Origin of the sequence: Bradyrhizobium sp. HKCCYLRH1030, assembly GCF_051168395.1 — a bacterium.
GTDB lineage: Bacteria > Pseudomonadota > Alphaproteobacteria > Rhizobiales > Xanthobacteraceae > Bradyrhizobium.
The window spans coordinates 1-26,027 of the sequence record NZ_JBNPUY010000022.1 but is presented as its reverse complement, the minus strand read 5'-3'; the positions used below and the strand labels follow the sequence as shown (position 1 = coordinate 26,027).

General features: G+C 67.6%; 25 protein-coding genes. 11 read left to right on the top strand and 14 right to left on the bottom strand.

Features of this window, described 5'->3' with window-relative positions:
- Positions 1-16: 16 nt before the first annotated feature.
- A complete protein-coding gene (locus tag ACQR1E_RS33325) occupies positions 17-1,273 on the top strand; it encodes a carboxylate-amine ligase (protein WP_315825890.1) in 1,257 nt (418 codons plus the stop codon).
- Here the strand turns inward: ACQR1E_RS33325 and ACQR1E_RS33320 are convergent.
- The 3 genes from ACQR1E_RS33320 to ACQR1E_RS33310 form a co-directional block, all read right to left on the bottom strand.
- Complete coding sequence (locus ACQR1E_RS33320) at positions 1,257-2,462, bottom strand: amidohydrolase family protein (protein WP_315713676.1); 1,206 nt, start codon at positions 2,460-2,462, stop codon at positions 1,257-1,259. The genes ACQR1E_RS33325 and ACQR1E_RS33320 overlap by 17 nt on opposite strands.
- 112 nt (positions 2,463-2,574) lie before the next feature.
- Positions 2,575-3,207 carry an alpha/beta hydrolase gene (locus ACQR1E_RS33315; RefSeq protein ID WP_315713677.1) on the bottom strand — a complete coding sequence of 211 codons (633 nt, stop codon included), beginning with the start codon at positions 3,205-3,207 and terminating at the stop codon, positions 2,575-2,577.
- The gene (locus tag ACQR1E_RS33310) at positions 3,204-4,142 is read right to left on the bottom strand and encodes a ring-cleaving dioxygenase (protein ID WP_315713678.1); all 939 of its coding nucleotides are present in this window, start codon (positions 4,140-4,142) and stop codon (positions 3,204-3,206) included. Before ACQR1E_RS33310 ends, ACQR1E_RS33315 begins: the two co-directional genes overlap by 4 nt.
- Positions 4,143-4,273: 131 nt before the next feature.
- Between ACQR1E_RS33310 and ACQR1E_RS33305 the strand changes: the two genes are divergently transcribed.
- From ACQR1E_RS33305 to puuE, 3 genes are all read left to right on the top strand, one after another.
- A complete protein-coding gene (locus ACQR1E_RS33305; protein WP_315713679.1) occupies positions 4,274-5,179 on the top strand; it encodes a LysR family transcriptional regulator in 906 nt (301 codons plus the stop codon).
- A gap of 81 nt (positions 5,180-5,260) precedes the next feature.
- Entirely contained in the window at positions 5,261-5,617 is a 357-nt protein-coding gene (gene uraH / locus ACQR1E_RS33300) for a hydroxyisourate hydrolase (protein ID WP_315713680.1), read from the top strand.
- 5 nt (positions 5,618-5,622) lie between these two features.
- Positions 5,623-7,050 carry an allantoinase PuuE gene (gene puuE / locus ACQR1E_RS33295; protein WP_315713681.1) on the top strand — a complete coding sequence of 476 codons (1,428 nt, stop codon included), beginning with the start codon at positions 5,623-5,625 and terminating at the stop codon, positions 7,048-7,050.
- Here the strand turns inward: puuE and ACQR1E_RS33290 are convergent.
- Positions 7,041-8,393, bottom strand: a complete 1,353-nt coding sequence (locus tag ACQR1E_RS33290; RefSeq protein ID WP_315713682.1) for an amidase — start codon at positions 8,391-8,393, stop codon at positions 7,041-7,043. The two genes, puuE and ACQR1E_RS33290, sit on opposite strands and share 10 nt — an antisense overlap.
- Entirely contained in the window at positions 8,380-9,573 is a 1,194-nt protein-coding gene (locus ACQR1E_RS33285) for an MFS transporter (RefSeq protein ID WP_315713683.1), read from the bottom strand. Before ACQR1E_RS33285 ends, ACQR1E_RS33290 begins: the two co-directional genes overlap by 14 nt.
- Positions 9,574-9,602: 29 nt before the next feature.
- Between ACQR1E_RS33285 and uraH (ACQR1E_RS33280) the strand changes: the two genes are divergently transcribed.
- Positions 9,603-9,944 carry a hydroxyisourate hydrolase gene (uraH, locus tag ACQR1E_RS33280; RefSeq protein ID WP_315713684.1) on the top strand — a complete coding sequence of 114 codons (342 nt, stop codon included), beginning with the start codon at positions 9,603-9,605 and terminating at the stop codon, positions 9,942-9,944.
- Positions 9,945-10,138: 194 nt separating this feature from the next.
- On the opposite strand, the gene ACQR1E_RS33275 is transcribed toward uraH (ACQR1E_RS33280), so the two are convergent.
- The 8 genes from ACQR1E_RS33275 to ACQR1E_RS33240 form a co-directional block, all read right to left on the bottom strand.
- Complete coding sequence (locus ACQR1E_RS33275) at positions 10,139-10,954, bottom strand: ABC transporter permease (protein WP_315713685.1); 816 nt, start codon at positions 10,952-10,954, stop codon at positions 10,139-10,141.
- The gene (locus ACQR1E_RS33270) at positions 10,951-11,820 is read right to left on the bottom strand and encodes an ABC transporter permease (protein ID WP_315713686.1); all 870 of its coding nucleotides are present in this window, start codon (positions 11,818-11,820) and stop codon (positions 10,951-10,953) included. Before ACQR1E_RS33270 ends, ACQR1E_RS33275 begins: the two co-directional genes overlap by 4 nt.
- 4 nt (positions 11,821-11,824) lie before the next feature.
- A complete protein-coding gene (locus ACQR1E_RS33265) occupies positions 11,825-12,871 on the bottom strand; it encodes an ABC transporter substrate-binding protein (RefSeq protein ID WP_315713687.1) in 1,047 nt (348 codons plus the stop codon).
- 25 nt (positions 12,872-12,896) lie between these two features.
- A complete protein-coding gene (locus ACQR1E_RS33260) occupies positions 12,897-13,982 on the bottom strand; it encodes an ABC transporter ATP-binding protein (protein ID WP_315825895.1) in 1,086 nt (361 codons plus the stop codon).
- A gap of 216 nt (positions 13,983-14,198) precedes the next feature.
- The gene (locus ACQR1E_RS33255) at positions 14,199-14,948 is read right to left on the bottom strand and encodes an aspartate/glutamate racemase family protein (RefSeq protein WP_434898072.1); all 750 of its coding nucleotides are present in this window, start codon (positions 14,946-14,948) and stop codon (positions 14,199-14,201) included.
- 65 nt (positions 14,949-15,013) lie between these two features.
- Positions 15,014-15,466: a DUF3429 domain-containing protein gene (locus ACQR1E_RS33250; protein ID WP_316167307.1), complete on the bottom strand. Its 453-nt coding sequence runs from the start codon at positions 15,464-15,466 to the stop codon at positions 15,014-15,016.
- A gap of 4 nt (positions 15,467-15,470) precedes the next feature.
- Positions 15,471-15,650, bottom strand: coding sequence for a DUF2256 domain-containing protein (locus tag ACQR1E_RS33245; protein WP_315713691.1), 180 nt, complete (start codon positions 15,648-15,650; stop codon positions 15,471-15,473).
- Between the two features lie 205 nt (positions 15,651-15,855).
- Complete coding sequence (locus tag ACQR1E_RS33240; protein WP_434898071.1) at positions 15,856-17,331, bottom strand: amidase; 1,476 nt, start codon at positions 17,329-17,331, stop codon at positions 15,856-15,858.
- A 258-nt stretch (positions 17,332-17,589) separates the two neighbouring features.
- Between ACQR1E_RS33240 and ACQR1E_RS33235 the strand changes: the two genes are divergently transcribed.
- From ACQR1E_RS33235 to ACQR1E_RS33215, 5 genes are read left to right on the top strand one after another with little or no spacing between them, the layout of a single operon-like run.
- The gene (locus ACQR1E_RS33235) at positions 17,590-18,198 is read left to right on the top strand and encodes a LysE family transporter (RefSeq protein ID WP_434898070.1); all 609 of its coding nucleotides are present in this window, start codon (positions 17,590-17,592) and stop codon (positions 18,196-18,198) included.
- Positions 18,199-18,219: 21 nt separating this feature from the next.
- Positions 18,220-18,639, top strand: coding sequence for a hypothetical protein (locus ACQR1E_RS33230; RefSeq protein WP_316201523.1), 420 nt, complete (start codon positions 18,220-18,222; stop codon positions 18,637-18,639).
- A gap of 58 nt (positions 18,640-18,697) precedes the next feature.
- The gene (ihpA, locus tag ACQR1E_RS33225; protein WP_434898069.1) at positions 18,698-19,966 is read left to right on the top strand and encodes a divalent metal ion exporter subunit IhpA; all 1,269 of its coding nucleotides are present in this window, start codon (positions 18,698-18,700) and stop codon (positions 19,964-19,966) included.
- Entirely contained in the window at positions 19,963-20,946 is a 984-nt protein-coding gene (gene ihpB / locus ACQR1E_RS33220; RefSeq protein WP_434898068.1) for a divalent metal ion exporter adaptor subunit IhpB, read from the top strand. Before ihpA ends, ihpB begins: the two co-directional genes overlap by 4 nt.
- Complete coding sequence (locus ACQR1E_RS33215; protein WP_434898067.1) at positions 20,939-24,112, top strand: efflux RND transporter permease subunit; 3,174 nt, start codon at positions 20,939-20,941, stop codon at positions 24,110-24,112. Before ihpB ends, ACQR1E_RS33215 begins: the two co-directional genes overlap by 8 nt.
- 59 nt (positions 24,113-24,171) lie before the next feature.
- Here the strand turns inward: ACQR1E_RS33215 and ACQR1E_RS33210 are convergent, their stop codons facing one another.
- The gene (locus ACQR1E_RS33210) at positions 24,172-24,738 is read right to left on the bottom strand and encodes a hypothetical protein (RefSeq protein ID WP_315825903.1); all 567 of its coding nucleotides are present in this window, start codon (positions 24,736-24,738) and stop codon (positions 24,172-24,174) included.
- 347 nt (positions 24,739-25,085) lie between these two features.
- Between ACQR1E_RS33210 and ACQR1E_RS33205 the strand changes: the two genes are divergently transcribed.
- The gene (locus tag ACQR1E_RS33205) at positions 25,086-25,481 is read left to right on the top strand and encodes a GFA family protein (protein WP_315825904.1); all 396 of its coding nucleotides are present in this window, start codon (positions 25,086-25,088) and stop codon (positions 25,479-25,481) included.
- The last annotated feature ends 546 nt before the right edge of the window (positions 25,482-26,027 follow it).

Sequence of the window (26,027 nt, the reverse complement as noted above, 5' to 3'; positions counted from 1 at the left end):
TGACAGGATTGATCACATGGGATTGGATCCACGCATCTTGGAGAAGCTGCGGCTCGGCCTGAGCGATGACGAGCGTCGTCTGGTGATCCGCTCGGCCACCGGCAGCGAGGAAGTCACGGAATATTCGTTCGGCATCGAGGAGGAGTACTTTCTCGTCGATGCGCAGACGCGCGATGTCGCGATCCGCACGCCGGACGATCTGTTCGAGGCCGCCAACTGGTCGACCGGCGGGCAGGCCATGCGCGAGATGCTGCAGGCGCAGCTCGAGGTCGCCACCAACGTGCATGTCGATGTCGGCGATGCGCGCGAGGAGCTGAAATTCCTGCGGCGCGAGGTTGCCAGCGTGGCGAGTCAGTATGGCCTGACCATCCTGGCCTGCTCCACGCATCCCACCGCGACGTGGCGCAGCTCACAGCCGAGCCCCAAGCCGCGCTACGCGGAGATGATGGAGGACCTCCGCATCGTCGGCCAGCGCAACATGCTATGCGGCATGCACGTGCATGTCCAGTTGCCGGACCCGGACCTGCGCTTCGCGGTGATGCGGGCGATGCTCCCTCACATCCCGGTGTTCGTCGCGCTGTCTGCGTCCTCGCCGTTCTGGAATTCGCGCGAGACGGGCCTGAAGGGCTATCGGCTCGCCGCCTATGACGAGCTGCCGCGCAGCGGCCTGCCCGAGCTTTTCACCTCGAAGCAGCAATATGATCGCTATGTCGCGGCGCTGACGAAGTCCGGCGTGATGCCGGACGAGAGCCATGTCTGGTGGGCGATGCGGCCGTCGCTGCGGCATCCGACCTTGGAGTTGCGTGCGCCCGACGTCTGCACGTCGATGGATGACGCCGTGGCGATTGCCTCGCTCTATCGCGCTTTGGCACGCTACCTCTATCTCAATCCCGATCTTGCGGAGACCGTCGGCAATGTCGAGCGCGCTATCGCGGTCGAGAACAAGTGGCGGGCGCAGCGCTATGGCACCGACTGTCTGTTCGTGACCGAGGACGGTCCCGTGACGGGCCAGGAGATCCTCAACCGCATGATCGCGGATGTCGCACCGCATGCGGAGGCTCTTGGATGTCTCGCCGAGGTCGAGCACTGCCGCATCATCATGCAGTTCGGCAGCTCGGCCGACTATCAGCTGCAGGCCTATCGCGAGTCCGGCGGACAATTGTCGGCCGTGACGCGCTGGATCGAGTCCGCGACGGTGTCGCGCGCCGAGCCGCCGCGCTCACAGGCACCGGTCGAGCCGGCACAACGACGCGGGCCTAGGTCGGCTGCCTGATCACACGGCCGTCGCGCGCGATGAGGCGGCCGTCCTTGTAGACTGAGCGGCCCTTTGGCACGGCGACGACGGCCTCCGGCACGTGCTCGGCATCGAGGGTGATGAAGTCGGCCCGCGCGCCGACGCGCAGGCCGTAGTCCGCAAGCCTCAAGGCCTTGGCGCCGGCCTCGGTGACGAGGTCAAAGGCCATCCGCAACTCGTCATCGACATAGAAGCCGGAGCGATAGCCGACCATCATGGCGCGGTTCAACAGATCGCCGTCGCCATAGGGCCACCAGGAATCGCGGATGTTGTCGTTGCCGCTGAACACGGTGACCCCCGCCGCGCGCAGCACCGCCACCGGCGGGAAGGGCCGCGCGCCCGGAGCGTTGGTCATGATGGCGACGCCAGACGCCGCCAGGACGTCGGCAATCTTCTTCAGCGGGTCAGCAGGCAGGTCGCCGAGCGCGTAGGCGTGGCTGACCGCGACGCGCCCTTGCATGCCGAGGGCGCGCGTGCGCGCCGCGATCTGCTCCAGCTCGAACAGGCCGAGCATGCCCGGATCGTGCAGATGGATATCGACATCGACGCCGTGCTTGTGGGCTGTGCCGAACACGACGTCGAGATGCCTCTCGACGTCGCGGTCGAAGCTCGCGGGGTCGAGCCCGCCGACGAGGTTGGCGCCGAGCCGGATGGCCTCGTCGAGCAGCTCGGGCGTGCCCGGGCTCTTGAGGATGCCGCTCTGCGGAAAGGCGACGAGCTGGATCTCGATCAGCTCGCGATACTCGTCGCGGACGCGCAGGATCGTTTCCAGCGATGTGAGGCCGACGGAGCCGTCGACCATCACATGGCTGCGCATCCGCGTGGTGCCGTGGCCGATGCAGAGATCGAGCTGGTTGCGGGCGCGCACGTCCATCGGCGCCGCCGCCGCCATGTTCTGCGCCTGGAACGTGACGCGCTCATGCACGTCGAAGCCGTTGGTGCACGGCTTGTGCGGCTTCCAGGCATCGCCGTAGAAGCTGGTGTCGAGATGGATGTGGCCCTCGACCAAGCCTGGCACGAGCAGCGCGCCGCCGAGATCAATCACCTCGCACGCCTCGGGGCGCTCGGTCTCAGCGAGAACACCGCTGATGCGGCCGCCGTCGACCGTGATCGCATGGCGCGCGCCATGGTCGAGCCGCGCATTGATGAACAGCTTGTCGACGGCCATGCACGATCCTTCCCATCCATCCGCCAGCATCGGAGCCGCCGGAGGGGCGGTCCGATGCTGGTGCCGATGAGACCACATTCTTGGCCAGGAGCCGCGACAGCCGCAAGCGTCTTCAGGCGGCGATCGCCTGCGGCAGTCCGGCGAGCCAGTCGCGCGCCAACGTCACATCCGCCTGCGACAATTGGTGCCCCGCCGGAAGCGTCGTGTGGGTCACGTCGGCGCCGGCCTCGGTGAGCTGCGTGCACAGCTTCGCCGAATTGCTGGCGGGCACGATCGGATCAGCGAGCCCCGACAGCATCAGCACCGGCCGGCGCGCGAGCGTGGCGGCCGGAGGATGCGCCAGCGGCACCATGGCGCGGAACAGCACTGCACCGGTCAGCGCTTCCGGCTGCAGCAGCAGCAGCGCGGCGGCGATGTTGGCGCCGTTGGAGTAGCCGACCGCGACCGGCGCTCCGATCCCGTAGTGCTGACGCGCCTCGCCGACGAAGGCGCCGAGCTCCAGCGCGCGCCGGCGGACGTCGTCCTCGTCGAACACGCCCTCGGCAAGCCGGCGGAAGAAGCGCGGCATGCCATGCTCGAGCACCTGGCCGCGCGGCGACAGCAGGGCGGCGCCGGGCGACAGCGTGGCGCCGAGCGGCAGCAGATCGTTCTCGTCGCCGCCGGTGCCGTGCAGGAGCAGCAGTGGAGCTGCTCCCGCCGTGTGTCCGGGCTGGAAGCGGTGGGTGAAGGACAATGCCACGGTCATGATGCGGCCTCTTCGAGGTTGGGCAGCACGCCTTCGATCTGCTTGCGGTGCGATTCGAGGAAAGCGGGCAGCTTCAGGTTTCGTCCGAGCTCGGCGACCGGCTCGTCGACCGCGAAGCCCGGGATATCGGTCGCGATCTCGAACAGCACCCCGCCAGGCTCACGGAAGTAGATCGAGCGGAAGTAGTTGCGGTCCTTCTGCTCGGTCGGATGCAGGCCGTGGCGATCGACCAGCCGCTGCGCCATCACGCCCTGTGCGGCGTCATCGGCGGCGCGGAAGGCGATGTGATGCACCGACCCGGCGCCCTGCGCGCCGCGCAGGAAGCCCTTGGCCTCGTAGATGTCGACCACGCTGCCCTGCGCGTCGCCCGGCGCCTTGAAGCGGATGACCGAGCCTTCGCAGCCTTGCTCTGCAAAGCCGAACACATCGGTGAGGACGGCGGCGGTCTTCTCGGCGGAGTCGAGCAGCAGGGTCACGCCGTGGAAGCCGCGGATCGCGTGCTCGGCCGGAATGTCGCCATTGCTGTAGCCGGGCTCGTTCTCCGCGCCGGGGACACCGACCAGCGCGAGCGCCATGCCGTCCGGATCGGCGAACGGCAGCACGGATTCACCGAAGCGCTTCTCCAGCGCCTCATAGGCGATGCCCTTCTCGGTCAGGCGCTGCGTCCAGTAGCCAAGGGAGCGCTGCGGCACCCGGAACGCGGTCTGGTGGGTCTCGCCGACGCCGCGGCGGCCCGGCCGCACGCCGGCCCAGGGGAAGAAGGTCAGGATGGTGCCGGGGCGGCCGGTCTCATCGCCGTAGTAGAAATGATAGGTGCCGGGATCGTCGAAATTGACCGTCTTCTTGACGAAGCGCAGCCCGAGGTCGCGGGTGTAGAAGCCGAAATTGCGGATCGGATCGCCGGCAATCGCAGTCACGTGGTGCAGTCCGGGCATGTGGGTCTCCTGTCGATGGGCCCCCGAAAGGACCGTTGAATTCCTGGGCACAATATTGGCCGGCTTTGATTTGGAGACAATCCGTGCTCTTGTGACGTCTCTGTCTACGATTTGGCGACAATGGCGGGCCTATGGACAAGCTGAGCAGCCTGCGGGCCTTCGTGAAGGTGGTCGAGAGCGGCAGCTTCGCCGAGGCCGGCCGGCAGTTGCGGCTGTCGCGCTCGGCGATCTCGAAATATATCGGCGAGCTGGAGGCGAGCCTCGGCGTCCAGCTGATCGTCCGTACCACCCGCCATGCCAGCCCGACCGAGACCGGACAGCTCTATTTCGAGCGCGCAGTCTCGATTCTCGCCGAGCTCGACGCCGCCGATCAGGCCGTCAGCCAGTCGCAGGCCGCGCCGCGCGGGCTCTTGCGCGTCAACGCGCCGATGTCGTTCGGCACCATGCGGCTCGGTCCCGTCGTCGCCGATTTCATGGCCCGCTATCCCGAGCTGCAGTTGCAGATCGTGCTGAGCGACGACCTGCTCGATCCGGTCCAGGACGGTTTCGATGTGACCTTGCGGATCGCCGAGCTGGAATCGTCGAGCCTGGTGGCGCGGCGGATCATGCCGGTGGAGCGCGTGATCTGCGCCGCGCCGGCCTATCTCGCGCGGCACGGCACGCCTGGCAGCCCGGAGGAGCTGCGTCGTCACACCTCTCTCACCTACGGTTTCCTGCTGACCGGCAATCAGTGGAAGCTCACCGGCCGCGACGGCGACCACTGGGTCCAGCCGGCGTGGTCGTTGTGCGTCAACAATGCCGAGGTGCTGCGCGACGTCGCCATCAGGGGACAGGGCATTGCGCTGATCCCGCGCTTCATTGCGGCGGACGCGCTCGAGAGCGGCGCGCTGACCGCGATCCTCGCCGATTACGCCGCGCCGCCGCTCGCGCTGTATGCGATCTATCCGCCGACGCGGCACCTCTCGGTGAAGGTGCGGCTGTTCATCGACTTCCTGGTCGAGCGCTTCGGCAAGGAGCGCGACGTGACCAGCCCGTAGGCTGAGACTGAACTGCAAATCGCCTCGAACCTTTAACCTGGCGCTGATAGTGTTCCGAACCGGCAGCAGAGGGAACGATGCATGGGGCGGCTGAGCACGCATATTCTGGATACGGTCAGGGGCAAGCCCGCGGCCGGCGTCGCGATCGATCTCGATGTCCTCGAGCCGGACGGCTCCTGGCGCCGCGTCAAGCAGGTCCGGAGCAATGCCGACGGGCGCACCGACCAGCCGGTGCTGGCGGCCGATGACTTCACCACCGGCACCTACATGCTGACCTTCCATATGGGAGCTTATTTCAAGGCCCATGGCCTCGCCTCTGAAGACCCGCTGTTTCTGGACTTGATCCCGCTCCGCTTTTCCGTCGCCGACGCCGGCGCGCACTATCATGTGCCGCTGCTCGCGACGCCCTGGAGCTACCAGACCTATCGCGGGAGCTGATCCGGATGAGTGCTGACGTCTATCCGCGCGACATGGTCGGCTACGGCCGCACGCCGCCGCATCCGCGCTGGCCCGGCGATGCCCGCATCGCGGTGCAGTTCGTGATCAACTACGAGGAGGGCGGCGAGAACAACATCCTGCACGGTGACGCTGCCTCCGAAGCCTTCCTCTCCGAGATCGTGGGCGCCCAGCCGTGGCCGGGCCAGCGCCACATGAACATGGAATCGATCTACGAGTTCGGCTCGCGCGCCGGCTTCTGGCGGCTGTGGCGGATGTTCACCGCGCGCAAGCTGCCGGTGACGGTGTTCGCCATCGCGAGCGCGATGGCGCGCAATCCGGATGCTGTTGCTGCGATGAAGGAAGCCGGCTGGGAGATCGCCTCCCACGGCCTGAAATGGATCGACTACCGCGATGTCCCCGAGGTCGACGAGCGCGCCGATATCGAGGAGGCTATCCGGCTCCATACCGAGCTGACGGGCGAGCGGCCGCTCGGCTTCTACCAGGGCCGCACGTCGGAGCGCACGCTCGACATCGTGTTGAACGAGCAGGGCTTCGTCTACAGCGCCGATTCTTATGCGGACGAATTGCCGTACTGGATCGCAGGGCCGCACGGCCCGCAACTGATCGTGCCCTATACGCTCGATGCCAACGACATGCGCTTCGCCACCCCGCAGGGCTTCAATTCCGGCGACCAGTTCTTCGCCTATCTGAAGGACAGTTTTGATACGCTCTACGCGGAGGGCGCGGAGAGCCCGCGCATGATGTCGGTCGGGTTGCACTGCCGGCTGGTCGGCCGCCCCGGGCGCGCGGCCGCGCTGGCGCGCTTCCTCGACTACATCACGGGTCATGACAAGGTCTGGGTCGCGACCCGGCTCGACATCGCGCGGCACTGGATCCGGACGCATCCGCCGGCCGGCGCGTGGCGGCCCTCGCAGATGTCGCGCGTGCTGTTCGTGGAGCGCTATGGCGACATCTTCGAGCACTCCCCGGAGATTGCCGACCGCGCCTATCGCGCCGGCCTGTCCGCATTCGACGACGCCGCGGATGCGCTGCATACGACGCTCATGAACGTCGTCCGCGCCATGAGCCGCGACGAGAAGCTGAAGCTGATCCGCGCCCATCCGGAGCTCGCCGGCCGCGAGGCACTGGCGGGTGAGATGACGAACGACTCGATCGGCGAGCAGGGTCGGCTCGGCTTCACCTCGCTGTCGCGCGCCGAGTTCGAGCGCGTCGCCGACATCAACCGCCGCTATCGCGACAAGTTCGGCATGCCGCTGATCGTCGCTCTGGCGCTGCACGCCGACCGCCCCTCGGTCATCGCCGAGATGGAGCGTCGCATCGGCAACGACCCGGACAGCGAGATCGCCAACGCCATCGACCAGATCGGCCACATCACCCGGGCCCGGCTGGCGAAGAAGTTCGATCAGGACTGAGCAAGGATCCGCTCGGCGTCGGCAGCGACATCGAGCAGCAGGCGGTCGTGGCCGCGGGCCGCGATGAGTTGCAGACCGAATGGCAGCCCGTGAACGTTGGCGCCGCAGGGGATCGAGATCGCCGGCACGCCGGCGTGATTGGCGTAAGGCGTGAACACCGCATGCGCGCGCGGGCTCGCCGGCTTGCCGCCGATCTCGGACGGGCCGAGCTGCGTGAACGGCCAGGCGACGCAGGGCACGGTCGGCGCCAGCAGCACGTCGGCCTGTGTGAAGAAGCTTGCGAAGGCCCGCGCGATCTGCGCGCTTGCCTCGAGCGCACGCGCGACGTCGGCGCCGCTCAGGCCGAGCCCGCGCTCGATCTGCTTGGCGATATCTGGATCGAATTGCGCCGGATCATTGTGGAAGGCATCGCCGTAGAGCGCGGCCAGCCCGGCATGCTGGAGCGGCATCACCGCGTCCTCGGCAAGGCCGGCCGGCCAGACGGGATCCTTGTCGACGATCGGCATGCCGCCGGCGCGGAGGCGGTCGACCGCCCGCCGCAGGCCAGCGCTGATGTCGTCATCGACCGCGACGTCCAGCCCGAGCCGCGGCGAGAACGCCACGCGCGGCGGCGTTGCATGATCCGCCGCGGCCACATCGAACGTATCAGGATCGCGCGGGTCGGCGCCGGCCATGATCTCGAACGCAAGCCTGGCATCGCCGACATCGGCCGCGATCGGCGCAATCACCGAGATGCGCCAGAATGGCTCGGGGAATCCCGGGCCGTAGGGAATGGCGCCGAACGACGGCTTGAAGCCGACCACGCCGACATGGGCCGGCGGCCGGCGGCTCGAGCCCCCGGCATCGGTGCCGATCGCGAGCGGCACGAGCCCAGCCGCCACCGCAACGGCGGGACCGCCCGACGAGCCGCCGGGCGTGAGCTGCCGGTCCTGCGGATGAACGGTCGGTCCGAACAGCCGCGAGGTCGTCACGCCCTTGCAGGCGAACTCGGAAGTTGCGCCGATGCCAACGATCACGGCGCCAGCGCGGCGCAACCGCGCAATCGCGATCGCATCCTCGGGCGCGATGAAATCAGCAAACAGCCGCGAGCCCTGCGTGATGCGCCAGCCCTCGACCCAGATGTTGTCCTTGACCACGATCGGCACGCCGGCGAGCCGCATTGCTTCGCCGGCGGCCACGCGCGCATCGACGGCAACGGCCTCGGCGCTCGTTCGCGCCGGATCTGTGGTGACGACGGCGTTGAGGTCATGGGCCGCCGCGATCCGCGCCAGCGCCTGCTCGGCCATCTCTCTGGCGGTGCTTTGCCGCGCCATGACAGCGCGTGCGATGTCACTTGCGCGCATGGGATCGCTCCATCAGCAGTACGGCTGTGCCTGCGGCCGCCGTCAATCCGAGTGCGACGAAGCTGCCGCCGAGTCCCACGCGGGGAGTCAGCAGCGCGACGAGCAGCGGTGCGGCGACAAGGCCCAGGAACGAGGCGGTGAGCACTGCGCCTGTCGCCTCGGCGACGCGTCCGGGCTTGGCGAGATTGGCGACCTCGGCGATGAACACGCCGTTCCAGCCGCTCGCCGTCAGCCCGAACACGATCGTGAGCAGGATCAGGATCGATCGGCTCAGCAGTGGCCCGCAGAGACCGAGCAGCATCGCGCAGACGGCCATGCCCACGCCCGCCATCACCAGCACGGCGCGCGCCGAGCGCAGGCGCGTCGCGACCACGCCCCAGCCCAGCCGTCCCATCAGGCCGGCGCCTTGCGCCGACGCCAGCACCCAGCCGGCCTCGACATGGCTCAGCGCGAGCTCTGACGTGCCGAAGCTGACGAAGCAGGTATTGAGGATGACCTGCATGCCACTGAACGGAATCGAGGCGACGGCGAGCGCGGCCATGCGGCGGTCGGCGCTGATCAGTCGCAATCGATCGAACAGGCCGAGCCGCGGCATGGTTGGCGGCGTCATGGCATAGGCCGGTCTGAGACGCTCGAAGCCGGCGACGGCGATGGCGGCGCAGACGATCACGGCGGCATAGGCGGAGCTCGGCGCCAGCAGCACGGCGATCGGCGGCAGCAGCAGCGAGCCGACGACGGCGCCGATCTGGTTGCCGGTCTGCCGGATCGAAAACACCATCGCGCGCTTCTCGGCCGGCACGAGCCGTCCGAGAAGCGCCGAGCTTGCCGGTGTCTCCGGTCCGACCGCAAGGCCGAGCATCAGCCCGGCCCCGAGCAGCGCCCATCCGCTCTCGAACAGCGCCAGCGACATGCCAGCGCAGACGGCGACCGCGCACAGGGCCGCCACGCGCAGCGAGCCGACGCGCTGGACCAGCGTGCCGCCCCAGAACGAGGAGACGAGGCTGATGGTGAAGGCTGTGGTGGAGAACAGCGACAGTTGCTCGATGCTCAGTCCAGCGCGCGGCGCCACGACGCCCGGCGCGAACAGCGCCAGCGACACCAGGGCCTGCAGCGCGGTCATCGCAGCGACTGCAGGCCACAGCGGCGGCGCTGGCGTTGATGCTTGCTTCGCGGCTATCATGCCGCGACAACCTGATGGCGGAGCACGAAATGGCCGGTGGAATCTCGGTTCATGCGGTTGATGTGGCGAACGGGCGCCCCGCGCGTGGCCTGCGCGTCGCGATCTGGCGCGTGACGCCCGATCGCACGCTGCTCGCGGAGGGACAGCTCGGCGCCGATGGCACTCTGCAGGCGCCGGTCGTCGAGGGCGACGGCGTGACCGCCGGCGAGTATGAGGTGCTGTTTCATGTCGGCGAGTTCTTCGGGACTGGCGCTCAGACGAAATTCCTCACCACAGTGCCGTTTCGCTTCGCGATCGACAAGGTCGAGGAGCACTTTCATCTGCCGCTCAAATTCACTCCCTGGGGCTATTCGATCTTCCGTGGGGCCTGAGGTACAGCTCGCGCCGTCGTACGCTGATGGTTGGACGATCCTGCCTGCCAAGGAAATACTCGTCATGCCCGTGTCCCGGGCATCCACGTCCATCCACGATCGCCGGCCGACGTGGATGGCCGGGACAAGCCCGGCCATGACGGCTTGGAGTTGGACGGGCACGAACTCCCAATTTCAGGAACGGGCACTCAGCCTCAACCCGTCAGCCGCTTCGACAGTCCGGTGGTGCGCTCCATGATCGTCATCAGCGCGATCGTGGCAATGATCAGCACGCTCGACAGCGCGGCGATGGTGACGTCGAGCTTGCCTTCGAGGTCCTGCCACATGCGGATCGGGAGCATGTCGGTGGCGGCGTCGCGCAGGAACAGCGACACCGGCACGTTGTCGAACGATGACATGAAGGCGATGAAGGCACCGGAGATGATGCCGGGGCGGATCAGCGGCAAGACGATGCGGCGGAACGTGTAGAGCCTGGAGGCGCCGAGGATCGCCGAGCTTTCCAGCAGGGTCGGCTCGAGCTGGGCCAGTGCCGCGACGGTGTTGCGGACGACATAGGGCACGCAGACGATGGTGTGGCCGATCACCAGGGTCAGCAGCGACACCGGTAGGCCGATCAGCGAGAAGAACATCAGCGCCGCCAAGCCGAAGGCGAGTGCCGGCAGTACCAGCGGCGACATGAACAACGAGTCCAGGAGCTTCGCCGTGAGCGTCTTCGAGCGCGAGATCGCCAGCGCCGCGGCGACGCCGAGCATGATCGACAGACCCGTCGACCATAGCGCGACGACGACGCTGTTGCGTGCGGCGAACTGCAGCTGCCAGGCGTTCCACAATTCGACGTACCAGCGGGTCGAATAGCCCGGCGGCGGGAATTTCAGCGAGAAGCCGGACGTGAAGGAGACGATCACCACGACCAGCGACGGCGACACGATCAGGATCAGCGCCAGCACGGCAACCACCGTCATCACGATCTGGAAGCTCAGCGCTTCCCAGTTGCGCTGGCGCTGGCTCATCTGGCGTCTCCATAGCCGCGCGCACGCCGCCCGAGTGTCGAGAACAGCGCGACGATGGCGAGCACTGCGAACAGGAAGATGATCGAGATCGCCGCCGCGAACGGCCAGTTCTGCAAGGTCGAGGCCTGCTGATACAGATACATCGGCATGAACAGCATCTGACCGCCGCCGACCAGCGACTGCGTGATGAAAGCGGTGATCGCAGCCGCATAGGTCAGGGTGCAGCCCGCGATGATGCCTGGCATCGACAGCGGCAGCATCACCTTGACGAAGGTGCGCCAGCTTCCGGCGCCCAGCGAGGCCGAGGCGTCGGAGAGATTGGGATCGATGCGGCCGATCGCGGTGATCAGGGGAAGCACCATCAGCGGCATCTGTACCTGCGCGAGCGCCGCGACCAGTCCGCCTTGCGTGTAGATCATGCGCAGCGGCGTGCCGATCAGCCCGAGCGATTGCAGCACGGAGTTGATGATGCCCTGCCGGCCCAGGATCACGATCCAGGCGAAGGTGCGGACGACGACGCTGGTGAGCAGCGGCAGCAGCACGATCATGATGATCAGGGTCTGCACCCGGCTGCCGGAGCGCTGGTACAGCCAGGCGATGGGATAGCCGAGCACGAGACAGGCGAGCGTCACCTCGGCGCCGAGCAGAAGCGTCGAGCCGAGCACGGCGAGGCTGAAGGGGTCGGTCAGGAATTTGACGTACTGGCCGAGCCCCCACACCGTCGCCGCGGTGTCGTTGTGCAGCGAGAGAAAAAGAAGTTGCGCCAGCGGCAGCACGAAGAAGATCGCGAACACCAGGCCCAAGGGCAGAGCAAGCCCTAGGCTGAAGCTGGTCACGTCTCCAGGTGCGGTCGTGGCGCTCTTCATCGCGTCAGATCTTGATGTCGCGGTTGAACTTCTCGATCCAGGACGCGCGCTGCTCGTTGATCTTCTTCCAATCCTGGAACACGAACTTCTTCTTCAGCTCCGCGGTGTCCTTGGCCAGCACCTTTGCGATCTCGCCGGACATCGCGACCTTGGTGTTGGTCGGCACGATCAGATACGGTGAGTTCATCAGCGTGGTCTGCACCTCCGGTGACAGCGCCGCCTCGATCAGCTTGAAGGCAAGCTCCTTGTTCGGTGAGTTCTTGACGATGTGGATCGTGGTCTTGAAGGCGATCGCGCCTTCCTTGGGCGCCACGAACTCGACGGGCACGCCGCGCGCTTTCAGGATCTGGATGGCGTTGAAGTTGCCGGGCGAGATGTCGATCTGGCCCTGCTGGAACAGGGTCGCCAGCGCGCCGGGATTGGCGGCGACGGCGGCGAGGTTCGGCTTCAGCTCCTCCAGCGCCTTGAAGCCTTCGTCGACATTGGCTTCCGAGCCGCCGCGCATGCGCGCGATCTCGACCAGCCAGCCGGTGCCGAGCGTGGAGTTCAGATTGGTGATGCCGACCTTGCCCTTGAACTCGGGCTTCCACAGATCGGCCCACGAGGTCGGCGGCGTCTTCACCGTCTCTGGATTGTAGGTGAGGCCGACGACCTGGAAGAACGGCGCCGGGCCCATCGCGTCCTGCGCTTCCGGAATCAGGTCCTTGAAATAGGTGCTCTTGTCGGCTGGGTAGGGCTCGACGAGATCCTGGCCGATCGCGACCAGCGCCGGACCCGGGTCGTGCAGCATGACGTCGATCGGCGGATTGGCCTTGGCGGCGTTGACCTTGGCGATCTGGTCGACCGACAGCATCGGATCGAGCACGATCGCCGCATCGGTGTTGGCCTTGCGGAAGGCAGGGACGAGCACGGCTTTATGTGCTTCTTCCCAGCTGCCGGTGAAGGTCGCGAACACCAGCGGCCGCGCCTGCGCGAGGCTCAAGCCCGGGAAGGCGTGCATGGCTCCCAGCGTCAAGGCGCTGGTCAGGAGCCGGCGGCGATCAAGCATCATGTTCCACTCCGATGTGTCTGTTGGTCTATTGCGGGAAGACGGTGGCGAGGCCGGGTGCGATCGGTGCGACCCGCACCGGGGCGCCGGCCTCGCGCAGCGGCGTGCCGCCGGTGCGGGCCTGCGAGATCTTGATGCTGGATCCGTCCTTGGCCTTGATCTCGTGGACGACGGTGGCGCCGAGCGGCAACGCCATGCCGATCTCGCCGGCAAAGCCGGTGTCGTCGCTGACGAAGGTGAGGTGCTCGGGACGCAGGCAGACGGTGACCTTGTCTGAGGCACTGACCGGATGCGGTGCGCGCGCGATGATCTCGCCGCCGGCCTCCAGACCAACCTTGACACTGCCCGCGTCGGTCGCGATCACGGTCCCCTTCATCTTGTTCGCCGTGCCGACGAAGCTGTTCACGAACAGCGTCTGCGGTTGGTCGTAGATCTCGGACGGCGTGCCGAACTGCTCGAGATGACCATGGCTCAGCACGGCGACGCGGTCGGCCATCGACAGCGCCTCCTCCTGGTCGTGCGTCACGATCAAGGTTGTGGTGCCCGCCATGCGCTGCAGCCGCTTGACCTCGATCTGCATGTCGAGCCGCAAATTCTTGTCGAGCGCCGCGAACGGCTCGTCGAGCAGCAGGATCGACGGCTTGATCGCCAGTGCGCGCGCCAGCGCCACGCGCTGCTGCTGTCCGCCGGACAACTGCCGCGGCAGCCGCTCGCCGAACGGGCCGAGCTGCACCATGTCGAGCAGCCGCTGCGCTTCCTTGTTGCGCGTCGCCTTGTCGACGCCGCGCGCGGCGAGGCCGTAGCCGACATTCTCGGTGATCGAGAGATGCGGAAACAGGGCGTAGTTCTGGAACACGATGCCGACGGCGCGGCGGTTGGGCGGCAGCGCGTCGACGACGTCGTTGCCGATGATGACGCGCCCCTCGCTCTGGCCGATGAAGCCGGCGATGATGCGCAAAAGCGTGGTCTTGCCGCAGCCCGAGGGCCCAAGCAGGGCGATGATCTCGCCGCCTTTCACATCGAGATTGATGTCGGAGACGGCCATCGTGCCGCTGGCGAAGCGGTGCGTGATCCGATCCAGAACGAGCGACTTGGCTTCCGATACGCTGGCCATGGGCTTCCTGCTCTATTCGTTTGAAAAAGCAAGAAGCGTGCCGCCTTTTCAGGCAGTGGCGGCTGCTTGTGTACAAAAGAGGGTGTGACAGGTACGCCAGTATTAAGATGCCATTCCAGCTAGGAGGCACGGGCGTGCGCCGACGGCGATGCGCTCCCTCGCCCCGCTTGCGGGGAGAGGCACGGATCGAGCAAGCCCACTAACAGTGCCGTCCAGCTAACCGTCGCGATGCTCCAGCCGTGCGGCCAGCGCCTCGGGCAAGCCTGTCGTCGGCTTCGCGGCGGGGCGGCGGAAGGTGCCGGCGGTGGCTTTGCGCATCTTCAAGGCGAGCAGTGCTTCGGCCTGCTTCACCGCGGCGATCACCTGATCGACCACGGGGACGGGAATGCGATGCGCGACCCGAGCGGCGAGCCCCGACAGTGGCGCGCCGGCGAAGATCAGGACATCGGCGTCATTCTCCTCGACCGCGCGCAGCGCCAGCTCGACCAGCAGCTCCTCCTTTTCATGCTGCACGTCGGAGATCTGCTTGAAGCTGCCGTCGAGCATGCGGATGCCGGCGCAGCGCTCCATCAGCCCGTGCATGCGCACGCACTCCTCGTACCAGGGGCCGAGCGCCTGCGCGAAGGTGACGATCGCGAAGCGCCGTCCGGCCATGCAGGCCGTCAGCATTGCGGCCTCCGCAAGCCCGATCACCGGCACGTCGAACAGCTCGCGCGCCGCGAACAGGCCGGGATCGCCGAACGCGGCGATGATCGCAGCGTCGAAGGTGCCGTGACGCTCCGCCAGCATCTCCAGTGCGACGGCGCCGCCGATCTGCGCCTCGGCGCGGGTGGCGATGTAGGGCACGCCGCGCGGCGCGGTGCAGGGGATCAGGGTGGTGCCGGGCGCAGCAGCCTCCCGGCCGACCTGCAGCATCAGGTCGGTGATGTCGGTGCGGATGTTGGGATTGAGCAGTACGATGTTCATGGCGCCTCGCGAGTGGATATGCGAGCTTGCCCGAGGGATTGCCGCATTGTCCACAACGGTGGCCGTCAGAGCGCGCCCTTGACCACGATGCCTATCAGCGTGGCGAGCAGAGACAGTATTGCACCAAGGCTGAGCAGCCGCCGCAGCTTCAGGAACCAGGCCCGTCGATCGTCGCCGCCGAAGCTGAACTCATCGTAGACCAAGGCGGTCAGCAGCGCGGCTGCGAGCAGCACCAACGCGGGCAGCGCCGGCAGCAACAGCGCGACCCAGCCGAGCAGGGACGGCGTCACCCCCCAGCTCATGCGCGGCCAGCCTGCCAGCGCCGGCGTCTGCACGGCGACGCCCCAATGGATCGCGCCGAGAAAGCTCACGATGACCGCGCCATAGCCGATCTGCGCGCGCAGCGCGGCCAGCCGGATCGGACCGTCACCTGCAATCACCAATGCGGCGAGGCCCGCGAACGGAATCAGCCCGGCGAGGCCGAGAATGCGCATCGAAGCGGGGACGCCGGACATCATGACGCTAGCCTCCGCGGCTCCTGGCGATCGCAGTGGGCGTCCGGCCGCGGTCGGATCGGCAGCGGTCCGAGCAGTATCTCACCTCGTTCCAGTCGCGTGCCCATTTGCGCCGCCACGCAAACGGGCGGCCGCACGCAGCGCATATCCTGGTCGGCAAGTCGGCCTTGCGCCGCATCTTCGGCATGGCGTCACCACGCGACCCAAATGCCGCGCCGGGGCAGGGCGGCATCTGCCGCCTCCCTGCCGGAACGCGTCGCAATCCGCTCGTCCGTCACGTTCGCCCTCGCCGATCAGTGCGACGCGCCGGCTCCGGCCGGCACCGTCCACGCTGAACAACGATCGATGAGCGCCGCCGGATCAGTGGCCCGCGGGGCGCTCGTGGTTGCGGCTCAGGCTTTGGTCACGTGGACGGCGGGCGTGGTACCGCCGTTCCACTTGCCCTCGATCGCGCGCTCGATCTGGGCGGCCAACTGCAGCAGCAGGCCGTCGTCGGCCTGCTTGCCGATCGCCTGGATGCCGAGCGGCAGGCCGTGCTCGTTGGTCGCGAGCGGCAGCGAGATCGCCGGAATGCCGCAGAGGTTGGCGAGCGGCGTGAACGCGAAGTTGCGCCAGAGATTCTCGAACCAGTCGAGCACGTCCGGATTGTCGCTGATCGTCAGATATTCGGTGGTGCCGATCTTCGGGGTCGGCAGCGCGGTGATCGGGGTCAGGATGATATCCCAGTCCTCGAAGAAGGCGCCGAAGGCGCGCGAGGTGGTGTTGAACACCGCCTGCATCGCCGCGCGCTCGGCGAAGCTGGTGCCGCGGCCGGCCTCCCAGATCCGGATGTTGATCGGCTCGATCAGCTCGGCCGGCGGCCGCTCGAGCTTGCGCGACGCGAGCAGGTTGTTGATGACGATCGCGAAGTTGGAGATGTAGCATGTGGTCTGCGCCGCGAATGCGGCGCGATAGTCCACGTCGGGCAGCGCGTAGCCGACGTGGTGGCCGAGGCCCTCGAGGAACTTGCCGACACGCGCCAGCTCTGAAGCGATGTGCGGCGTGGCGCGATAGTCGCCCCATTGATGCGACAGCGCGATCCTGAGCTTGCCGGGATCGCGCTTGATCAGCTCGACGTAAGGCTCCGGCGTGGTCCAGTACGGCATGAACTCGCCCGGCGCGCCGCCGCGGCAATGGTCGACGAACGCCGCGGTGTCGCGCACGCTGCGCGACTGGCAGCCCTGGATCGAGACGAGGCCGGAGAGATCCGACAGATGCGGTGCGATCGAGAACACGCCGCGCGAGACCTTCAGCCCGATATTGCCGTTGACGCCCGCGGGAATCCGGATCGAGCCGCCGCCATCGGTGGCATGCGCGATCGGCACCACGCCCGCCGCGACCATCGCGGCACTGCCGGCCGACGAGCCGCAGGTCGTGTAGTCGGTATTCCACGGATTGCGCGTGACATAGACGGCCGGGTTCTCGGCCGAGCTGCAGACGCCGAACTCCGGCGTGGTGGTGCGGCCCATCAGGTTGAGGCCGGCCTTGCGCATCTTCGCCGTCAGGTGCGTGTCGGCGGCGGGACGGTTGCCGCGCATGAACAGCGAGCCCTGCTCCTGCAGGCGCCCGGCCATGGTCGGCCCGAGATCCTTCATCAGGAACGGCAGGCCGGCGAAGGCGCCGTCGGCATTGGCGCCCGCCTTGATGGGATCTTCGACGGCGTCGGCGAAGACTTCGACCACGCCCGATAGCGCGGGATCCACCTGGGCAATGCCTTCAGCCGCCTGCCGCGCCAGCTCCGCCGCCGTCAGCTCGCCGCTGCGAACGCGCGCCGCCAGCGCCATGCCATCTTGCCGGGCCCACTCGTCCCAGCTCATCGCCAACGTCATCTGTCTTCCGATCCTTGCGCGCCGACCATCGATGCTACGCGTCCGAACGGTGCGATGATCAGGCGCTGTTCCACTTCCGGCGCCGCGAACCTTAGTTTGCACGAGAGCCAAGTCAATCAATCGCCCTGCATGCTGCCATACGATCCTATCATGCGGCGCGGCCGACCATCGTCCGCAATGAAGCCGACATACGAGCCGTTCCGGAAAACGGGACTGCGGCCCGCGGCGCCGGACGTTGACGCGCGTCAAGGCCGGCGCATGGCGCGCGTGCTTGATGCGGTCATGGATATCCTGACCTTTGGCGCGGCGGGCGCCGCGCTGCTCGTCACGCCCGGCCCAACCAACACGCTGCTCGCCACTGCCGGTGCGAGCCGTGGCGTGCGCGCATCCGTTCATCTGCTGCTCGCCGAGCTTGCCGGCTATCTGCTCGCGATCGCGACGCTGCGCATCACGCTCGGTCCGCTCGTTGCGACCGCGCCGCTGGTCGGACATGCTCTTCGTGTCGTGGTCGTCCTCTATCTGCTGCACCTCGCGGCCGCGCTCTGGCGCCACGGCAGCGGCAGCGCAAGCGATGCGGCGCCGGTCACCCTGCGCGGCGTGTTCATCACGACGCTGTTCAATCCAAAGGCCATCATCTTCGCCTTCACCTTGCTGCCGCTGGAAGGCGATGCGGCGAGCCTATGGCCGTTCCTGGTCGTGCTCGGGCTCTCGACCGCGACGATCGGAGGAGCCTGGATCGTGCTCGGCGCGACGCTGCGCTGCGGTCTCGGACATGTCGTGCCGGCGTGGCTCGGCTATCGCTGCAGCGCTGCGGCCCTGGCGCTGCTCGCCTGCGTGATCCTGGCGCCCGCCCTTGGCGCGCCATGAGCGGTTCCGCTTGTTACATTGTTGCTGATCGACAACCGCGCCGGCCACGTGCTATCCGCTCGCCGAACAGGGGGCGCGGTGCGCAGCATTGGCAAACGAGACATCACGAGCCGTCCGCGCATGCTGCGCCGGATCGTGGCCGCCTGCCTGATGCTCGCTTATGTCCTCGCGGGCGCGCTGCACGGCGCTTGTGACATCGACGTCGCCCATCCCTCCGCGGGCAAGCCGGAGATCGCGTCGCTGCTCGACCGAGCGGGCCACACCGATCAGCGCGGCATCGCCGACCATCATTGCCATGGCTGCTTCTCGGTGGCCGTGCCGCAGCCGCAGTTCGCCGCCGTCCCGGCCGAGGTCGCGGCCGCAACCGGCTGGGCCGTTCCCCTGCTCAGTGCAGGCGTCCTCCCCGAGTCCGAGTCTCCGCCGCCAAAACGCCTGAGCTGACGCAACGTGCCGGACGGCCGACGCCGTCCATCCTTGCCCGTCCAGACAGGTTCATCTCATGCCATTCCCCGGGATGGCTGCGCGTGCCATCGGCGCCGCAGCCCTGCTCGCTCTGTCCGTGCACGCCTCCGCGGCGCAGACGCTGACCCTCCGCGCGGCGCTCTCCCGCGCCCTCGCCGCCAATCCACGGCTATCCGCCGCCGACCGCGACATCGGCATCGCCTCCGGCCAGCGGCTGCAGGCCGGCGCGCTGCTCAATCCGGAGCTGTCCTACGAGCAGGACAATTCATTCGGAACGGGTCAATATCGCGGCACGCGGTCGGCCGAGACGACCTTGCAGATCAGCCAGGCGTTCGAATGGTTCGGCAAGCGCGACGCCCGCATCGCCGCCGGCCAGGCCGGCGTGCGCGTCGCCGAGATCCAGCGCCAGGCGGTGCGGCTGGAGATTTTGTCGGAGACCGCGATCGCCTTCGTGACGGTGCTCGCCACGCAGCGGCGCATCCAGATCCTCGACGATCAGGTCGCAGCGCTCGATCGCCTGACGCCGCTGCTGCGCCGTCGCGTCGAGGCGGGCGCGTCGTCGCCGGCGGAGACCGGCCGCGCCGAGGTCGCCTCGGCGCTGGTGCGCGCCGATCGCGAGCGCGTCAAGGCGACGCTTTCGAGCGCACGCCGCGAGCTCGCCGTGCTGATCGGCGACAGCTCGGCGAAGCTCCCGGCCGTCACCGGCCGGTTCGATGCGACCGGCCAGCCGCCGGCGTTCCAGGCCGTGATCGCGGCGATCGATGCCAATCCGCAGCTCGTCCGCTGGACCGCGGTCTACGCGCAGCGCAATGCCGAGCTGCTGCTGGCGCGGCTGAAGCCGTACCCCGACGTCCGCATCGGTGCCGGCTGGCGGCATTTCAACGACACGCAGGACGACGCCGTCAGGCTCAGCGTCTCCGTGCCGATCCCGGTGTTCGACCAGAACCAGGGCAACATCCTCTCGGCGCAGGAAAGCCTCGCCAAGACCGAAGCCGAGCGCAAGGCCAACCGCAACGCCCTGCTGGTGATCGCCGGTCGCGCCTACGACTCGCTGCAGGGCTCGCTGCGGGAATTGTCCGTGCTGCGCGAGATCGCAATTCCGAAGGCGCAGGAGGCGGCCGACGAGATCGCGCAGGGCTACAGCGCCGGCCGCTTCTCGTTGCTCGAGGTGCTGGACGCACAGGCGAGCGTGGCGCAGGCGCGGCTGCGTGAGCAGGAGGCGCTGCAGAACATCCATGTCGCCGTGGCGACGATCGAAGGCCTGGTCGGCCGTCCCTTCACCCTGGCACGGGAGACTGCGCGATGAGACCATCCACCGTCATCCTCATTGTCATCCTGGCGGCCGCCGCCGGCGCCGGCGCATCGCGCCTGCTGGTCGAGGCGGAGCTGCATGCCGAGGCAACCGGCGGCCATGCCGATCATGCCGAGAAGGCACCGAAGGACCATGTCGAGCAGGACGAGCATGGCGCCGACCGCATCCGCATCAGCGACGTGAAGCTCGCCGCGGCCGGCGTCGCGCTCGCCGAAGCCGGCCCTGCGACCTTGTCCGATACGCTGGCGTTCAACGGCGTGCTGCGCGCCAATCAGGAAGCGCTGGTGCAGGTGACGCCGCGCTTTCCGGGCATCGTCCGTGCCATCAAAAAGCGCATCGGCGACACCGTCGCCAAGGACGAACTGCTCGCCGCGATCGAGAGCAATCAGAGCCTGACCTCGTATGATCTCAAGGCGCCGATCGGCGGCACCATCATCGACCGCCAGATCTCGCTCGGCGAATACGCCTCCGAGCAGAAGCCGGCCTTCGTGGTCGCGGATCTCTCCACGATCTGGGTCGACCTGTCGATCTACCGTCAGGATCTCCGGCGCGTCCGGCTCGACGACGAGGTGCTGATCGATCCCGATGACGGACGCGGCGCGATCCGCGGCCACGTGTCCTACATCGCCCCCGTCGGCGCCAGCGAGACGCAGACCGCGCTTGCCCGCGTCGTGCTGGCCAATCCCGACGGCCGGTTGCGCCCGGGCCTGTTCGTCACCGCGCGGCTGGTTCTCGCCAAGCGCAGCGTCGCCGTGGCGGTCCGCGCGAGCGCGATCCAGACCCTGGAGAACAAGACCGTCGTGTTCGTGCGCGAGGAGGGCGACAAGATCGAGGCGCGCCCCGTGGTCACCGGCGAGTCCGACCCGACCTATGTCGAAATCCGCGATGGCCTCGCCGCCGGCGAACACTACGTTGCCGAGAACAGCTTTCTGGTGAAGGCGGAGATGGGCAAGGGGGAGGCCGAGCATGATTGACGCGATCCTCGGATTTGCCGTGCGCCAGCGCTGGCTGGTGCTGATCGCAGCGCTCGCCGCCGCCGGCTTCGGCGCCTGGAATTTCACCCGGCTGCCGATCGACGCCGTGCCCGACATCACCAACGTGCAGGTGCAGATCAACACCAAGGCGCCCGGCTACTCGCCGCTCGAGACCGAGCAGCGCATCACCTTCCCGGTCGAGACCGCGATGGGCGGCCTGCCGAAGCTGGACTACACGCGCTCGCTGTCGCGCTATGGGTTGAGCCAGGTCACCGTCGTGTTCCAGGACGGCACCGACATCTATTTCGCGCGCCAGCTCGTCAACGAGCGCATCCAGCAGATCAAGGATCAGCTGCCCCCGGGCGTCGAGGTCGCGATGGGACCGCTCTCGACCGGGCTCGGCGAGATCTTCATGTATGCGGTCGAAGCCAAGCCCGGCGCCAAGACGCCTGATGGCACCGACTACTCGCCGACCGATCTGCGCACCATCCAGGACTGGATCATCCGACCGCAACTGCGCGGCGTGCCGGGCGTGATCGAGGTGAACACGATCGGCGGCTTCGAGCGCCAGTTCCACGTGCTGCCCGATCCCGGCCGCCTGATGGCCTATCGCATCAGTTTCCGTGACGTGATCGCGGCGCTGGCGTCCAACAATGCCAATGTCGGCGCCGGCTATATCGAGCGCAATGGCGAGCAATATCTGGTGCGCGCGCCCGGCCAGGTCGGCAGCGCAGCCGAGCTGAAGGACATCGTGATCGGCGCCCGCGGCGGCACGCCGGTGCGCATCGGAGACGTCGCCGAGGTGACCGAAGGACGCGACCTGCGCACGGGGGCGGCGACGCTCAACGGCGAGGAGACGATCCTGGGCACGGCGATGCTCCTGATCGGCGAGAACAGTCGCGCCGTTGCGCGCCGCGTCGCCGCCCGGCTCGACGACATCGCGAAGTCGCTGCCCGAGGGCGTGGTCACGCGCACGCTCTATGACCGCACCCATCTGGTCGAAGCGACGATCCGCACCGTGGAGAAGAACCTGCTCGAAGGCGCCGCGCTGGTCGTCGTCGTGCTGTTCCTCCTGCTCGGCAACATCCGGGCCGCACTGGTCACAGCCTGCATCATCCCGCTGTCGATGGCGATGACCATCACCGGCATGGTCGAGAGCAGGGTGAGCGCCAACCTGATGAGCCTCGGCGCGATCGATTTCGGCATCATCGTCGACGGCGCCGTCATCATCGTCGAGAACTGCCTGCGGCTGCTCGCCCAGGCGCAGCATCGCAAGGGCGGACTGCTCACGACCGCCGAGCGGTTGCAGACCATCGTCAGCGGCGCGCGCGAGGTGATCGGGCCGAGCCTGTTCGGCACCGGCATCATCGCCGTGGTCTATCTTCCGGTGCTGACGCTGACCGGCGTCGAGGGCAAGATGTTCACGCCGATGGCGCTGACGGTGCTGATGGCGCTCGGTGCCGCCGTGCTGTTCTCGATCACCTTCGTGCCGGCAGCGGTCGCGATCTTCGTCACCGGCAAGGTATCCGAGCAGGAGAACCTCATCATGCGCGGCGCGCGGCGGGTCTACGCGCCGCTGCTGCGCGGCGTGATCGCGCACCGCCTGATGGTCGCAGCCCTGGCCGTGGTGATCGTCGCGGCGAGCGGCTTTGCCGCGACGCGCATGGGCGGCGAGTTCATTCCGAGCCTTGACGAGGGTGACGTCGCGCTCGCGGCCCTGCGCATCCCCGGAACGAGCCTCACCCTCTCGGTCGACCTGCAGAAGGCGCTGGACGCGCGGCTGCGGCGCATCCCGGAGGTGAAGGACGTGTTCACCCGCATCGGCACGGCCGAGGTCGCGACCGATCCGATGGCGCCGTCGCAGGGTGACGGCTACATCATGCTGAAGCCGCGCCAGGCGTGGCCCGACCCGGCGAAGCCGAAGGCGCAGCTCGTCGCCGAGATCGAGGCGGCGGCCGACGACATCCCCGGCAGCAACTACGAGATCTCGCAGCCGATCCAGTTGCGCTTCAACGAGCTGATCTCCGGCGTGCGCAGCGATGTCGGCATCAAGATCTTTGGCGACGATCTCGATATCCTGCAGGGCGCGGCGCGCCAGGTCGAAGCCGCGATCCGCGGCGTCAATGGCGCGACCGACGTCAAGACCGAGCAGGTCGCGGGGCTGCCGATCCTGACGGTCAGGATCGACCGCCAGGCGCTGTCGCGCTACGGCCTCAGCGTTGCCGAGGTGCAGAGCGTGGTCGAAATCGCGATCGGCGGCAAGGCGGCCGGAAAGCTGTTCGACGGCGACCGCCGCTTCGACATCGTCGTCCGCCTCCCCGAGCGTCTGCGCGGCAATCTCGATGCGATCCGCGCGATCCCGATTCCACTGCCGGCGGGTGAGGAAGCGAATGCCGCGCCGCTGCGCCCCGCCTTCTCCTCGGCCGCGCAGCCGCGCTACGTGCCGCTGTCGTCGGTCGCGGCCGTGGCTTCGGCGCCGGGGCCGAACCAGGTCAGCCGCGAGAACGGCAAGCGGCGGATCGTCGTGTCAGCCAATGTTCGCGCCCGCGACCTCGGCTCGTTCGTGACCGAGGCGCAGGCCGCCGTCGCGGAGAAGGTCAAGCTGCCGCCAGGCTATTGGATCGGCTGGGGCGGACAGTTCGAGCAATTGGTGTCGGCGACCAAGCGTCTCACGATCGTGGTGCCGATCGCGCTCGCGCTGGTGTTCCTGCTGCTGTTCATGAGCATGGGTTCGTTCGCCGATGCCGCGCTGGTGTTCTCCGGCGTGCCGTTGGCGCTGACCGGCGGCATCGCGGCGCTGCTGCTGCGTGGCCTGCCGCTGTCGATCTCGGCCGGCGTCGGCTTCATCGCGCTGTCAGGCGTCGCCGTGCTCAACGGCCTGGTCATCATCGCTTTCATCGAACGGCTACGCCGGGAGGGACGCTCGGTGCGGGCCGCGGTGGAGGAGGGCGCGCTGGCGCGATTGCGGCCGGTGCTGATGACGGCGCTGGTCGCCTCGCTCGGCTTCGTGCCGATGGCGATCGCGACCGGCGCCGGCGCCGAGGTCCAGCGCCCGCTCGCCACCGTCGTCATCGGCGGCATCATCTCGTCGACGATGCTGACGCTGCTGGTGTTGCCGGCGCTCTACGTGCTGTTCAGACGCGAGGCGCGGTCCGCGTCGGCATAAGCGGCATGCAGTTCCCGACTTGATAGCTGCATGCCGCGCGCCCGCGTCGGCGTCGGGACCTAGTTGAAGGCCATCGGCGCCGCGCTGGCCATCCAGCCGTCGGAGCGTGCATTGCGCGCGAACCGCTGATATCTCGGCGCACGGGCCTCGCGCGTGACACGAGCCGCTGCGCCGAACATCGTGGAACCGCCGTTCGGGTTCACGATCGCGTAGCCGGCAATCGACCGCGGATGCTCGCGGGTGACGTGACCGCCGGAATTGCCGTCATGCACATACCAGACATTGCCGGCGACCTGCTGCTGCAGGATCATGACGTGGCCGGAGCGGACCGCCGCCATGCCCGGTGCGGGAGCCGCGCGTGGAAAGCGACGCCAGTTGGATGCGAGATTCAACTCGGGAATGACCCGGCCGAACGTGTAGAGCGACGCTTCGCAGCCGCAGAAGGCATGCGGGCATCCCGACGGCCGGCCACCGACAACGCGGCCCTCGCCGGGGATCGAGGCCATGGCGTTCATGAAGGAGTGATGGTGACGGTACGAGTAGTGATGATGATGGTGACGAGGACGGGCCTCGGCTTGAACGGAGAGAGCCAGCAATGCGGCGACGACAATTACAACGCGGTACATTCGGAGGACTCCTGTACACTGTGAAATCCCCCTGCCGCGCGCCAATCAACGTCCAAACATGTCCTCAAAGTGACCGAATCGCCCCCCGAGCCATGCAAATGCGGGACGGCGCTGCCCGCTCGGACTGGTTCCAAATCATTCGAAATGATTGACTCTCGGCGTCGAGGATGACTCACAACAAATGAATGTTCCGCCTTGGGAAGATCAGACTACCTACTAACAGCGCGGCGACCGCGGCTGGCCTTCAGTCGTCCTAATAGCCACAAAGATGCAATCAGGATAAGTAACATCCTCCACGCGTGCCGCGCTCTTGGGCATTCCGTTCCAGACCACGACAGGAGATCGTCATGACCACGTTCCGCGGCAGTTGCCTCTGCGGCCGGGTCGGCTTCGAGGTCGATGGGCCGTTCGACAACTTCCTCAATTGCCATTGCTCGCGCTGTCGCAAGGCCAGCGGCACGGCGCACTCCTGTGAGGTCATCGTCAAGGCGTCGGCGCTGCGCTGGATGCGGGGCAAGGCGAACGTCACACGGTTCGACCTGCCGCAGGCGCGCAGCTTCGCCACCGCCTTCTGCAGCACTTGCGGCAGCCCGATGCCGCATCTGACGCGCAGCGGCCGCGAGGTGATCATTCCCGCCGGGAGCTTCGACGAGCCGCTCGGCGCCGCTCCCGATCGACACGTGCATTGGGCGTCACGTGCCGACTGGTACGTTGATGGTGACGGGCTGCGCGTCGAGGACTGACGCAATCAGAATGCCGCTCGTCGGGCGACTCATGCCCCTCACGCCGAGATCGGACAAGCCTGTCGAGGCTTCATATCCGCCCGACCGCCGCGGCGTCCGGAATCCGATTTCACGAGCAAGTTCAGGCTGATTTGGGCTGTCCAGTCCCGGCAGAAAAAATATCCTGCTTGGCGATTTCGGAAAATCATGATTGTGTGTCGCTGTCCCGCCTCATCGACGAGGGGCGCTGCGCGGTCGTCACGAAGCGTGGAGTGCGGGATGTGATGGGCGGGCCGGTTTGCAGCGTGGTCATTCGCGCGGACGAACAACATCGGCTCGCACGGTCAAGTCGCGTGGTCCTGATACTCCGATGCCAGTATCAAGCCTGCGCTGGCGCCAATGGCGCCGCGTGGGTGACGGTGACCAAAAAGCCCGGCGCACCGGGGAGAACGCGAAGCAGCCGTAGCGCCATCGCGCAGGGAGGGCCGGAGGCGGGCTCAAGCGGTGGTCGCAACACCAAGTGTTTTCATTCGTGACAGCAGCTCGTCAAGCGCTTCTGCTGGAGTT

Coding starts and splice junctions, on each gene's coding strand:
- ACQR1E_RS33325 (WP_315825890.1), top strand. CDS start 17: ATGGGATTGGATCCACGCATCTTGGAGAAGCTGCGGCTCGGCCTGAGC.
- ACQR1E_RS33320 (WP_315713676.1), bottom strand. CDS start 2,462: ATGGCCGTCGACAAGCTGTTCATCAATGCGCGGCTCGACCATGGCGCG.
- ACQR1E_RS33315 (WP_315713677.1), bottom strand. CDS start 3,207: ATGACCGTGGCATTGTCCTTCACCCACCGCTTCCAGCCCGGACACACG.
- ACQR1E_RS33310 (WP_315713678.1), bottom strand. CDS start 4,142: ATGCCCGGACTGCACCACGTGACTGCGATTGCCGGCGATCCGATCCGC.
- ACQR1E_RS33305 (WP_315713679.1), top strand. CDS start 4,274: ATGGACAAGCTGAGCAGCCTGCGGGCCTTCGTGAAGGTGGTCGAGAGC.
- uraH (WP_315713680.1), top strand. CDS start 5,261: ATGGGGCGGCTGAGCACGCATATTCTGGATACGGTCAGGGGCAAGCCC.
- puuE (WP_315713681.1), top strand. CDS start 5,623: ATGAGTGCTGACGTCTATCCGCGCGACATGGTCGGCTACGGCCGCACG.
- ACQR1E_RS33290 (WP_315713682.1), bottom strand. CDS start 8,393: ATGCGCGCAAGTGACATCGCACGCGCTGTCATGGCGCGGCAAAGCACC.
- ACQR1E_RS33285 (WP_315713683.1), bottom strand. CDS start 9,573: ATGATAGCCGCGAAGCAAGCATCAACGCCAGCGCCGCCGCTGTGGCCT.
- uraH (WP_315713684.1), top strand. CDS start 9,603: ATGGCCGGTGGAATCTCGGTTCATGCGGTTGATGTGGCGAACGGGCGC.
- ACQR1E_RS33275 (WP_315713685.1), bottom strand. CDS start 10,954: ATGAGCCAGCGCCAGCGCAACTGGGAAGCGCTGAGCTTCCAGATCGTG.
- ACQR1E_RS33270 (WP_315713686.1), bottom strand. CDS start 11,820: ATGAAGAGCGCCACGACCGCACCTGGAGACGTGACCAGCTTCAGCCTA.
- ACQR1E_RS33265 (WP_315713687.1), bottom strand. CDS start 12,871: ATGATGCTTGATCGCCGCCGGCTCCTGACCAGCGCCTTGACGCTGGGA.
- ACQR1E_RS33260 (WP_315825895.1), bottom strand. CDS start 13,982: ATGGCCAGCGTATCGGAAGCCAAGTCGCTCGTTCTGGATCGGATCACG.
- ACQR1E_RS33255 (WP_434898072.1), bottom strand. CDS start 14,948: ATGAACATCGTACTGCTCAATCCCAACATCCGCACCGACATCACCGAC.
- ACQR1E_RS33250 (WP_316167307.1), bottom strand. CDS start 15,466: ATGATGTCCGGCGTCCCCGCTTCGATGCGCATTCTCGGCCTCGCCGGG.
- ACQR1E_RS33245 (WP_315713691.1), bottom strand. CDS start 15,650: ATGCCGAAGATGCGGCGCAAGGCCGACTTGCCGACCAGGATATGCGCT.
- ACQR1E_RS33240 (WP_434898071.1), bottom strand. CDS start 17,331: ATGACGTTGGCGATGAGCTGGGACGAGTGGGCCCGGCAAGATGGCATG.
- ACQR1E_RS33235 (WP_434898070.1), top strand. CDS start 17,590: ATGGCGCGCGTGCTTGATGCGGTCATGGATATCCTGACCTTTGGCGCG.
- ihpA (WP_434898069.1), top strand. CDS start 18,698: ATGCCATTCCCCGGGATGGCTGCGCGTGCCATCGGCGCCGCAGCCCTG.
- ihpB (WP_434898068.1), top strand. CDS start 19,963: ATGAGACCATCCACCGTCATCCTCATTGTCATCCTGGCGGCCGCCGCC.
- ACQR1E_RS33215 (WP_434898067.1), top strand. CDS start 20,939: ATGATTGACGCGATCCTCGGATTTGCCGTGCGCCAGCGCTGGCTGGTG.
- ACQR1E_RS33210 (WP_315825903.1), bottom strand. CDS start 24,738: ATGTACCGCGTTGTAATTGTCGTCGCCGCATTGCTGGCTCTCTCCGTT.
- ACQR1E_RS33205 (WP_315825904.1), top strand. CDS start 25,086: ATGACCACGTTCCGCGGCAGTTGCCTCTGCGGCCGGGTCGGCTTCGAG.